We start from the raw sequence: 9,644 nt of genomic DNA, 5'->3' as shown, positions 1-9,644 counted from the left end.
CCACCTCTCTTTTCTGTCTCCCCTCATACTAGAGCCGCCCCCTGCAACCACAAAGCATAAATATGTTACCGGTTATTGCCCTCATTCGGCCCCGTAGCCGGGAAGGATGGATGGCCAGCTCTGCTTTTTGCTCGACAGCGCGGCGACAATGACTAAGATCCCGAGCAACCGGATGCAATTGGCGAGGGAGTGATAACTCCATGAAAACCAAACTCATTACCCGTGAAGGCTACACCAGGCTCCGGCAGGAGCACGACATGCTCTGGCGGGAGGAGAGGCCCGATGTCACCAAAAAAGTGGCCTGGGCGGCGAGCCTGGGTGATCGCAGCGAGAATGCCGATTACCAGTACAACAAGAAACGCCTGCGGGAGATCGACCGCCGGGTTCGCTACCTGCGCAAGTGCCTGGAAGAGCTGACCATAGTCGACTACTCCCCCTCCCAGGAGGGCAAGGTCTTCTTCGGCGCCTGGGTCGAGGTAGAAAACGACGAGGGTGAGACCAAGCGCTTTCGCATCGTCGGCTATGACGAGATCTTCGGCCGCAAGGATTACATCTCCATCGACTCCCCCATGGCCCGTGCCCTGCTCAAGAAAGAGGTGGGCGATGAAGCCTTGGTGCAAACGCCAGTGGGTGACGCCTGCTGGTACGTCAATGAGATCAGCTATCCCAAATAAGCCAGGCCGACCCTGACTGCCAAATCGGCTGACAAGGCCAGGAGAGACCGCAATGCTGATCAGTTAAGGATCCATTGACCGATCCTTCTGCTGTAGGACAATCCGGAACCAATCACTGGTTCCGGATTTTTTTATGTCTATTGCAAACGATCTGAACGATGTTGTTGAGGCATCTGGCGACATGCTGGCTCGGCTGGCCATTTTTGCCGACCATATTCCCGACGAATGGATTACTGCCGCTGCCGCCTTGTCTGAAAAGGCCACTATCCGCCGACGCCGCTTACCTTCTGATATGGTCTTGTGGCTCGTCGTGGGGATGGCCTTTTTCCGCAATGAGCCCATCTCCGAGGTCGCTCGGCGCCTCAACATCTGTGCAGAAGGGTTGGCCAATGATGCCTTGCTCGCGGACAGTGCCCTGTCTCAGGCCCGTCAGCGACTCGGCAAACAGCCGCTCGAGTGGCTGTTCAAACAGTGCGCCGATGTGTGGGGGCGGGAACGTTATCCTGAAGACCATTGGCACGGTTTACAGGTCTTTGCCATCGATGGGGCCCTGTTCCGAACCCAGGATATGCCTGAACTCAGAGCACATTTCGGCTCGGGTAACACCTCAACCAACCGGCAGACACCCTACCCGATGCTGCGGTTGGTCACGCTCATGAATGTCCGCTCGCATGTCATTGCCAACGCGGCCATCAGCCCGTACCGCAAAGGGGAAATCCCCCTGGCCAGCGAGTTCATTCACTCATTGCCGGACAAGTCAGTGACCCTGCTGGATAAAGGCTTCTTCGGTGCCGACCTGTTGCTGCGTATTCAGGCCGAAGACACCGACCGTCACTGGCTCATCCCGGAACGCAAGGGGCTGGTATACACGGAACTTGAGCGCTATGGCGACGGTGACCGTCTGTTGCAAATGACGGTCTCGCCTCAGGCTCGCAAGAAAAACCCGGCGTTGCCGACACACTGGCAAGTTCGCGCAGTGACCTATGAGGTGGCAGGCAAGGAGAAAACGGTCTTTACCTCCCTGCCCGTGGCGCGATTCAGTGCAGCTCAGGTGGCGACCCTGTACCACGAGCGCTGGGAAATCGAGCTGGGATACCGGGATATCAAAAGCGCGATGCAGCACAACGCCATCACGCTGAGAAGCAAGAAAGTGGACTTGGTCTATCAGGAGCTGTGGGGATTGCTGCTTGGATACAATCTGGTCAGGCGGGAGGCCAGCCAGGCCGCCGTAGCCCATCAGCGAGCGCCCAATGAGGTGAGCTTTAAGTTTGCCTGTCAGTTCATCGCGAACCAGATGGCAGTGATGGCGGGCGCGTTATCGCCAGCCCATACGCCACGGAGGTTGGCGGAGTTGCGGGGCTGCATAGGCGTCATGTTCATAGAAAAACGCCCCAGGCCATCGAGACCCAGGGCGGTGAAGATATCAAAGACCCGTTTTCCGGTAAATCGCAATGCGGCTCCGCTTAAGTGAACAGCATTGCAGGAGAGACCGAGCATGTCCGCCCACCGGGTATGAGAAACGTCATTTCTACCGGGGTGGCATCCCGCTGCCCGACCCCATATAGTGCTCACACCCGGCGCCTTGCGGCGCCAACCGGCCCGCGCGGCAGTGGCCTGGCAGGTATCTAAAGTATCGCCAGGACAGACCCCCCTGTTCGGCGACATAGCCCCACGCTGGCCAGTTAGACAGGACCCGACCAAGAGACCCTCGATGCAAAGCCACGTAATAGAACATCAGATCGCCGGTGAGCTGAATGCCCGCCCGGAACAGGTGCAGGCAGCCGTTCGCCTGCTGGACGAAGGCGCGACCGTTCCCTTCATCGCCCGTTACCGCAAAGAGGTGACCGGCGGTCTGGACGACAGCCAGCTGCGTACCCTGGAGAGCCGCCTCGGCTACCTGCGTGAACTGGCGGATCGCCGCCAGGTGATCCTGCGCTCCATTGAAGAGCAGGGCAAACTGACCCCCGAGCTGGCCCGCGAGCTGAACGATGCCGACAGCAAGACCCGGCTGGAAGACCTCTACCTCCCCTACAAGCCCAAGCGGCGCACCAAGGGGCAGATGGCCATCGAGGCGGGGCTGGAGCCACTGGCGGATTTGCTGCTGGGTGACCCCATGAAGGATCCCGAGCAAGAGGCGGTTCGCTTCCTCAATGCCGAGCAGGGGATCACCGACGGCAAGGCCGCCCTCGACGGTGCCCGTTACATCCTGATGGAGCGCTTCGCCGAGCAGGCCGATCTCCTTGAGAAGTTGCGGGACTACCTGTGGCACAACGCCACCCTGCGTGCCCGCGTGGTGGCCGGCAAGGAGCAGGAAGGGGCCAAATTCAAGGACTACTTCGAACACGACGAACCCCTGCACAAGGCCCCCTCCCACCGGGTGCTGGCCATGTTGCGCGGCCGCAACGAGGGGATCCTCAACCTGGCGCTGGTCACCGGCGAGGATGAGGGTACCAGCCCCTGCGAAGGGATCATTGCCCATCACCTCAGACTCAACCTGCAACACCGCCCGGCCGACAAGTGGCTGCAGGGGGTGGTGAGCTGGACCTGGAAGATCAAGCTCTCCCTGCAGATGGAAACCGAGCTGATCGGCCGTATCCGCGAGTCAGCGGAGGAGGAGGCGATCAAGGTGTTCGCCATGAACCTCAAGGATCTGCTGATGGCGGCACCGGCCGGCATGCGCTGCACCATGGGGCTGGATCCCGGCATCCGCACCGGGGTCAAGGTGGCGGTGGTGGATGCCACCGGCAAGCTGGTCGATCACGCGACCATCTATCCGTTCGAACCCAAACGCCAGGTTGACCAGAGTCTCAAGACCCTGAGCGAGCTGTGCCAGAAGCACAAGGTCGAGCTCATCAGCATCGGCAACGGCACCGCATCCCGGGAAACCGACCGCCTGGTGAGCGATCTGTTCGAGCGCTACCCGGCCGCCAAGGCACAGAAGATAGTAGTGAGTGAAGCGGGGGCATCGGTCTACTCCGCCTCCGAGCTCGCCTCTCAGGAATTCCCGGATCTCGACGTCTCCATTCGCGGCGCCGTCTCCATCGCCCGCCGGTTGCAGGATCCCCTGGCCGAGCTGGTCAAGATCGATCCCAAGAGCATCGGTGTGGGCCAGTACCAGCACGATGTCGGCCAGAGCCAGCTGGCCCGCCGCCTCGACGCGGTGGTCGAGGATTGCGTGAACGCGGTGGGGGTGGATGTGAATACCGCCTCGGTCGCCCTGCTCAACCGGGTTTCCGGCCTCTCCCAGACCCTGGCGCAGAACATCGTCGCCTACCGCGACGAGAACGGCGCCTTCAAGAGTCGTCAGCAGTTGCTGAAAGTTGGCCGACTCGGGCCCAAGGCATTCGAGCAATGCGCCGGCTTCCTGCGCATTCGGGGCGGCAGCAACCCGCTGGACGGCTCGGCGGTGCACCCGGAATCCTACCCGGTGGTGGAGCGGATCCTCGCCAAGCTGGAGCAGACCGTGGACAGCCTGCTCGGCAACAGCAGCCTGCTGCGCACCCTCAAGCCCACCGACTACACCGACGAGCAGTTCGGGGTGCCTACCGTCACCGACATCATCGGCGAGCTGGACAAGCCTGGCCGCGACCCGCGTCCCGAGTTCAAGACCGCCACCTTCAAGGAAGGGGTGGAGAAAATCAGCGATCTGGTGCCCGAGATGGTGCTGGAGGGTGTGGTCACCAACGTCACCAACTTCGGCGCCTTCGTCGACATCGGCGTCCATCAGGACGGGCTGGTGCACATTTCTTCCCTCACCGATCGCTTCGTCAAGGATCCCCGCGAGGTGGTCAAGGCCGGTGACATCGTCCGGGTCAAGGTGCTGGAAGTCGACGTACCGCGCAAACGCATCAGTCTGACCATGCGTCTGGATGAAAAAGCCGGCCAGCCTGCACGCAAACCGGCCGAGCCGCGTCACACCGGCAACGCCCGACCGAAACAGGCGCCCCGTCAGAGCGCTCCGACCGAGGGTGCCATGGGCAACGCCTTCGCGGCTGCCCTGTCGAAACTGAAGAAATAAGCCCCCAGAATGCAAAAAAGCCCCGAAAGGGGCTTTTTCATGCCTGCACGGAGCGGGATCAAACGTCCTGACTCAGGCTATGCGGGGAGGCTGGCCTCACCGCTTGCTGATAGTGCCTGGCAATCACCTGGTTTCGATTGTCCATATAAGCACCGAGCGGGCCTGTGGTTTCCTGCCTGAGGGTCATCAGATCCTTGCGGGCCTGTGCCTCCTTGCCAGAGGCGGCGCGGGCCACACTCATGTCTTGTGACGATGGTTCATCGGGAGCCAGTGCAGCGGCACGCACCTGCTGCATCTTGGCGATGGTCGCGGCGGGATCCCCGGGAATGGTCCCCGTGTCGATGACCACCTCCCCCCCGGTGGCATAACGCTTGCCATCCGGCCCACGGGAAAACTGGTAGGTAGGGCTCCCCGCATGCTCGCCGCCGGCTGCCTGGTGAGCCTGTTCGTGCTTGCGAACTTCGAGATCCCGTTCGACCAGCGCAGCCACCTGACGCTGCTGCTTTTGCTGCTCCTGCTGTTCACCCTCCTGACGTTGTCGACGCTCCCCCTCCTCCCCCGTTGCCTCGACAAAACGGTGCGCCACCATCACGGGGCCGGTCTGGCCGTTCTCTTTCGTGGACGAGGATGGGGCGGCGGGATTGGCCTGGGCGGCCCGGGATCTCTCTTTCTGGGAACCGACGCCGGACTCGGCGTTGGACGCCTCACTCTGGCGGCTGGGGGGCACCAGTTCTGCGCGGCGGTTGTCAGTCTGTGCCGATTCCGTCTGCGGCTGCAGTTGATTCGGAATGATGGTCGGCAGACTGACGTTGATGTTCATGTCACACCCGGATATCGATCAGGGTGCCCAGCATGTCGCTGGCCGTCTGGATCACCTTGGCGGATGCCCCGGCATGCAGCTCGGCCACCTTGAGATTCACCAGTTCATCCGGTAACTGCACCTGATCACCCGCTGGCGTATTGAGACGGGCGATCTGGCTGGAAGCCTGGCCCGCCAACTGCTCGGCCCGTTGGAACCCCTGCACGCCCGCCGTCATGGCTGATTCGATACGCATTGGCACACTCCTCTGTAGGGTTGGCTAATTATCCATCAACCTGACGAGTTATTGAAGCCTGCCGCTCAAATCTCAGTCAATGAACTGCCGCAGGAGGGTGATGAACTGCTCTGGATGGGAGATGAAGGGAGCATGGGATGCCTTCTCCAGCACCAGACTGTGGCTAGCAGGGTAACTCGCATCCAGCAAGGGAATGGCGGCCTTCGGCACCAGGGTATCCAGCCTGCCGTAAAGACGCAGCCAGGGCAGATCCAGGCCGATCAGTTCATCCCGCAGATCGACCTCGGCCAGCAGGCCCAGACCCGCCTCCAGGGCCGCAAGCCGGGGAGCGGGTCGCTCCGCCAGCCAGTGACGCAACTGGCGAATGTCGTTTCTGGCGTGCTCGCTGCCCATGGCCTGGATCGCGAGGAAGCGCTCTATGGTCTGCATGAAGTCGCCGGCCAGCATCTGGTTGAACCCCGCCAGCACCTTGGGGGCAATCCCGGGCCACTCGTCGCGGGCCATAAAGCAGGGAGAGCTGGCTACGGTAATGAGAGAGTGAAGGCGCTCAGGCATGGTCAGCGCCAACTGGCTCGCCACCAGACCACCGAGGGACCAGCCGAGCAGATGGCATTTTTCAGGCAATATGGCCGCCACCTGCTCTGCCAGCCAGGGCAGGGTGTAGTCTGTCCCTGCTTGCAGGGGGCTGTTGCCAAAGCCGGGCAGGTCCACCAGATGCAGCCGATAGTGGGCAGCCAGTTCTTGGGCAATACCGTGCCAGACGGCCCCGTTCATGCCCCAGCCATGCAACAACACCAGGTCCGGGCCCTGGCCAAACCGCTCAACCGATACGCTCATCTAGACTCAAGATCCCTGTTTATCTGCTTGGAGCCTGCATGTTAAAGCGGCTGCTCGCCAAAGCAAGTCCGATCCTTGGCACCCAGTCCGACTGGCTCGGTCTGTGCCTGCTCTGTCGCCAACCCTGTGACGAGACGCCCTTGTTGTGCTCCTGGTGCCGCCACGCCCAGCGCCAGCACGACAGACGATGCCTGATGTGTGCAGCACCGCTGCCGGAGCAACATCGCGAGAGCGAACTGCTGTGCGGACGCTGCCAGCGCAGACCCGCCCCCTGGGAGCGTTTGCAGGTGATCGGCGATTATCAGGCACCTTATCCCCAACTCATCCCCCGGCTGAAGTATTCCGGTCAGATCCTGCTCGCGCCGCTGCTTGCCCGCCTGCTGGCAGACCATCTGGACCTCGCCAACCCACCGCAGGTCATCATTCCGGTTCCCCTGCACTGGTGGCGCCAGTGGTGGCGCGGCTTCAATCAGGCAGAAGAAATCGGCCATGCCCTGAGCGCACTCACCGGCATTCCTTGCGACACCCGCGTACTGCGCCGGACAAGGTCGACCCCGCAACAGACCCGGCTCAGTGCCGGCCAGCGGCGACGCAATCTGCGTGGCGCCTTCGAAATAGAACCTCACCACTACCGGCATGTGGCACTGCTTGATGATGTGGTCACCACGGGCGCCACCGCAGGTCAGCTCACCCGGTTGCTCCATGAGCACGGCGTCACCACGGTAGAGGTGTGGGCCATCTGCCGTACCCTCCGACACCTGAAATAACCGGGCAGGGATCCGGCCCAGGAGGCCGCTGGCGGCATGATTCCGATACGCCCGGGCTCACAGGCTCGCCATCGGCACGCTACCCAAGCCCCGCCAAGCGAGTTATCATGAATACCCTAGTCGTACACTCAGGTTTATGAGGATAGTGATGATCAGCATTTCCGACACCGCCCAGGCCCACTTCCGCAAGTTGCTGGAGAAGCAGCCTGATGGCACCAACATCCGGGTGTTTGTGGTCAATCCGGGAACCCAGAATGCCGAGTGCGGCGTATCCTATTGCCCACCCGACGCGGTCGATCCGGAAGATCAGCACCTGCCCTTCAGCGGCTTCGACTGCCTGGTCGATCCCCTGAGCGCCCCCTTCCTGGTGGATGCCACCATCGACTTCGTCACCGATCAGATGGGCTCTCAGCTCACCCTGAAAGCCCCGAACGCCAAGATGCGCAAAGTGGCCGACGACGCCCCGCTGATCGACCGCATCGAGTACGTGTTGATGTCCGAGGTGAACCCCATGCTGGCCGGTCACGGCGGCAAGGTCACCCTGGTCGAGCTGACCGACGACAAACTGGCCATCCTGCAGTTCGGCGGCGGTTGCAACGGTTGCTCCATGGTCGACTACACCCTGAAAGAGGGGATCGAGAAGCAGTTGCTGGAGAAATTCCCGGGCGAACTCAACGGCGTCAAGGATGCCACCGAGCACCAGCGCGGCGATCACTCCTACTACTGATTTGCTGCCGCTGTCGCAAAGACATGCGGCAAAGAAAAGGCCCCGCCAGCTGGCGGGGCCTTTTGCATTCTGCAGCGGGCGGATCACTCGTCCTTCTTGTCTCGCGACAGCAGGGCGATGGCCGCCTCTTTCGGATTCTTGCCTTCGTACAGCACCTTGAAGATCTGCTCGCAGATGGGCATCTCGACGCCACAGCGGGCCGCCAGCAGATGCACCTCCTTGGTGTTGCGATAGCCTTCCACCACCTGGCCTATCTCGGTCATGGCGGTGTTCACATCCTTGCCGGCCCCGAGGGCCAGCCCGAAGCGACGGTTGCGCGACTGGTTGTCGGTACAGGTAAGCACCAGATCCCCGAGCCCCGCCATCCCCATGAAGGTCTTGGCGTCGGCACCCAGCGCAGCGCCCAGACGCTGCATCTCTACCAGGCCCCGGGTGATGAGCGCGGTCCTGGCGTTGGCGCCAAAACCGAGTCCGTCGGAGAGACCGGCACCGATGGCGATGACGTTCTTGACCGCCCCGCCCAGTTGCAGACCGATGAAGTCCGGATTGGTATAGACCCGGAACGAACGGCCACAATGCAGCAGGTGGGAGAGATCGTCGGCAAAGTCGTCGTGGGTCGAGGCCACCGAGATGGCGGTCGGCAGACCGGCGGCCAGCTCGCGGGCGAAGGTCGGGCCCGAGATGACCGCCAGTGGAATGGCATCCCCCAGCACCTCCCGAGCCACCTCTTGCAGCAGACGGCCGCTGTCCGGCTCCAGCCCCTTGGTCGCCCAGGCGATCCGGGTATCCGGGCGCAGGAAGGGTTTGACCCGGGCCAGTACCTGGCCGAACACATGGCTCGGCACCACCAGCAGCAGTACGGGAGCGGCTTGCACCGCCGCCTGCAGATCCGACGTCAGTTGCAGATCGGCCGGGAAGGGGACATCCGGCAAGAATGCCTTGTTGCAGCGATCCTGTTCCAGCTCGGCGACATGGGCAGGGTCGTGACCCCACAGCAGGGTCGGATGACCATTGCGCGCCAGAGAAATGGCAAGGGCGGAGCCATAAGACCCCGCCCCCAGGACCGAGATTGCGATCTGGTCGGCCATTATCAGGCTTCCGCAGTCGCCTGCTGGGCCTGTACCTGCGCCATGTGCTGGGCGAACAGGGCGTCGAAGTTGACCGGTGCCAGGTTCAGCTGCGGGAAGGAACCCTTGCTCACCAGGTTGGACACCGCTTCGCGGGCATACGGGAACAGGATGTTCGGGCAGAAGGCCGCCAGACAGTGGGCCAGTTGCGGCTCAGGCAGGTTGCCGATGGTGAAGATGCCGGCTTGCTGCACTTCGCACAGGAAGGCGGTCTCGGTTTCCAGCTTACAGGTGACAGTCAGGGTCAGCACCACTTCATAGACGCTGTCGGCCAGGACATTGGTCTTGGTGTCCATGTCCAGCTTGACGTCCGGCTGCCACTCTTTCTGGAAGATGTGCGGAGTATTCGGGGCTTCGAAGGAAACATCCTTGGTGTAGACACGCTGGATGTGGAATTCCGGTTGCACTTCCTGGTTGTTGATTTCGTCAGCCATTTCGT

Annotated in this window: 10 protein-coding genes; 5 read left to right on the top strand and 5 right to left on the bottom strand. The window is 62.0% G+C overall.

Annotation, left to right across the window (positions count from 1 at the left end; genetic code table 11):
• Positions 1-200: 200 nt before the first annotated feature.
• The 3 genes from greB to C2U30_RS15785 all read left to right on the top strand — a co-directional run bounded on the left by greB (position 201) and on the right by C2U30_RS15785 (position 4,692).
• Positions 201-674 (top strand): transcription elongation factor GreB, encoded by a 474-nt coding sequence (gene greB / locus C2U30_RS15795; protein ID WP_045522388.1) that lies wholly within the window; start codon positions 201-203, stop codon positions 672-674.
• Positions 675-807: 133 nt separating this feature from the next.
• Positions 808-2,145 (top strand): IS4-like element ISAeme15 family transposase, encoded by a 1,338-nt coding sequence (locus tag C2U30_RS15790; protein WP_041205253.1) that lies wholly within the window; start codon positions 808-810, stop codon positions 2,143-2,145.
• Between the two features lie 240 nt (positions 2,146-2,385).
• The gene (locus tag C2U30_RS15785) at positions 2,386-4,692 is read left to right on the top strand and encodes a Tex family protein (protein WP_103244086.1); all 2,307 of its coding nucleotides are present in this window, start codon (positions 2,386-2,388) and stop codon (positions 4,690-4,692) included.
• A gap of 58 nt (positions 4,693-4,750) precedes the next feature.
• Here C2U30_RS15785 and C2U30_RS15780 read toward each other — a convergent pair whose 3' ends face one another.
• The 3 genes from C2U30_RS15780 to bioH all read right to left on the bottom strand — a co-directional run bounded on the left by C2U30_RS15780 (position 4,751) and on the right by bioH (position 6,584).
• Positions 4,751-5,512 carry a putative metalloprotease CJM1_0395 family protein gene (locus C2U30_RS15780; protein ID WP_103244085.1) on the bottom strand — a complete coding sequence of 254 codons (762 nt, stop codon included), beginning with the start codon at positions 5,510-5,512 and terminating at the stop codon, positions 4,751-4,753.
• Position 5,513: 1 nt separating this feature from the next.
• Complete coding sequence (locus C2U30_RS15775) at positions 5,514-5,747, bottom strand: hypothetical protein (RefSeq protein WP_010672552.1); 234 nt, start codon at positions 5,745-5,747, stop codon at positions 5,514-5,516.
• Between the two features lie 72 nt (positions 5,748-5,819).
• Positions 5,820-6,584, bottom strand: coding sequence for a pimeloyl-ACP methyl ester esterase BioH (gene bioH, locus C2U30_RS15770; protein WP_103244084.1), 765 nt, complete (start codon positions 6,582-6,584; stop codon positions 5,820-5,822).
• 38 nt (positions 6,585-6,622) lie between these two features.
• On the opposite strand from bioH, the gene C2U30_RS15765 reads away from it, so the two are divergent.
• Positions 6,623-7,351 (top strand): ComF family protein, encoded by a 729-nt coding sequence (locus C2U30_RS15765; protein ID WP_103244083.1) that lies wholly within the window; start codon positions 6,623-6,625, stop codon positions 7,349-7,351.
• Between the two features lie 148 nt (positions 7,352-7,499).
• Complete coding sequence (nfuA, locus tag C2U30_RS15760) at positions 7,500-8,078, top strand: Fe-S biogenesis protein NfuA (protein WP_010672549.1); 579 nt, start codon at positions 7,500-7,502, stop codon at positions 8,076-8,078.
• Positions 8,079-8,161: 83 nt separating this feature from the next.
• Here the strand turns inward: nfuA and gpsA are convergent, their stop codons facing one another.
• Both gpsA and secB read right to left on the bottom strand, forming a co-directional pair.
• Complete coding sequence (gene gpsA, locus C2U30_RS15755) at positions 8,162-9,166, bottom strand: NAD(P)H-dependent glycerol-3-phosphate dehydrogenase (protein ID WP_045522395.1); 1,005 nt, start codon at positions 9,164-9,166, stop codon at positions 8,162-8,164.
• 2 nt (positions 9,167-9,168) lie between these two features.
• The gene (secB, locus tag C2U30_RS15750) at positions 9,169-9,639 is read right to left on the bottom strand and encodes a protein-export chaperone SecB (protein WP_010672547.1); all 471 of its coding nucleotides are present in this window, start codon (positions 9,637-9,639) and stop codon (positions 9,169-9,171) included.
• Positions 9,640-9,644 lie beyond the last annotated feature (5 nt).

The organism is Aeromonas sp. ASNIH5, assembly GCF_002902865.1.
GTDB classification, from domain to species: domain Bacteria; phylum Pseudomonadota; class Gammaproteobacteria; order Enterobacterales; family Aeromonadaceae; genus Aeromonas; species Aeromonas caviae.
The sequence above is the reverse complement of the archived record's forward strand: the minus strand, read 5'-3'. Positions and strand labels throughout refer to the sequence as shown.

Excerpts from the sequence above, each read along its gene's own strand:
- C2U30_RS15785 (WP_103244086.1), top strand. The coding sequence starts at position 2,386 with ATGCAAAGCCACGTAATAGAACATCAGATCGCCGGTGAGCTGAATGCC.
- C2U30_RS15775 (WP_010672552.1), bottom strand. The coding sequence starts at position 5,747 with ATGCGTATCGAATCAGCCATGACGGCGGGCGTGCAGGGGTTCCAACGG.
- C2U30_RS15780 (WP_103244085.1), bottom strand. The coding sequence starts at position 5,512 with ATGAACATCAACGTCAGTCTGCCGACCATCATTCCGAATCAACTGCAG.
- secB (WP_010672547.1), bottom strand. The coding sequence starts at position 9,639 with ATGGCTGACGAAATCAACAACCAGGAAGTGCAACCGGAATTCCACATC.
- C2U30_RS15765 (WP_103244083.1), top strand. The coding sequence starts at position 6,623 with ATGTTAAAGCGGCTGCTCGCCAAAGCAAGTCCGATCCTTGGCACCCAG.
- greB (WP_045522388.1), top strand. The coding sequence starts at position 201 with ATGAAAACCAAACTCATTACCCGTGAAGGCTACACCAGGCTCCGGCAG.
- nfuA (WP_010672549.1), top strand. The coding sequence starts at position 7,500 with ATGATCAGCATTTCCGACACCGCCCAGGCCCACTTCCGCAAGTTGCTG.
- bioH (WP_103244084.1), bottom strand. The coding sequence starts at position 6,584 with ATGAGCGTATCGGTTGAGCGGTTTGGCCAGGGCCCGGACCTGGTGTTG.
- C2U30_RS15790 (WP_041205253.1), top strand. The coding sequence starts at position 808 with ATGTCTATTGCAAACGATCTGAACGATGTTGTTGAGGCATCTGGCGAC.
- gpsA (WP_045522395.1), bottom strand. The coding sequence starts at position 9,166 with ATGGCCGACCAGATCGCAATCTCGGTCCTGGGGGCGGGGTCTTATGGC.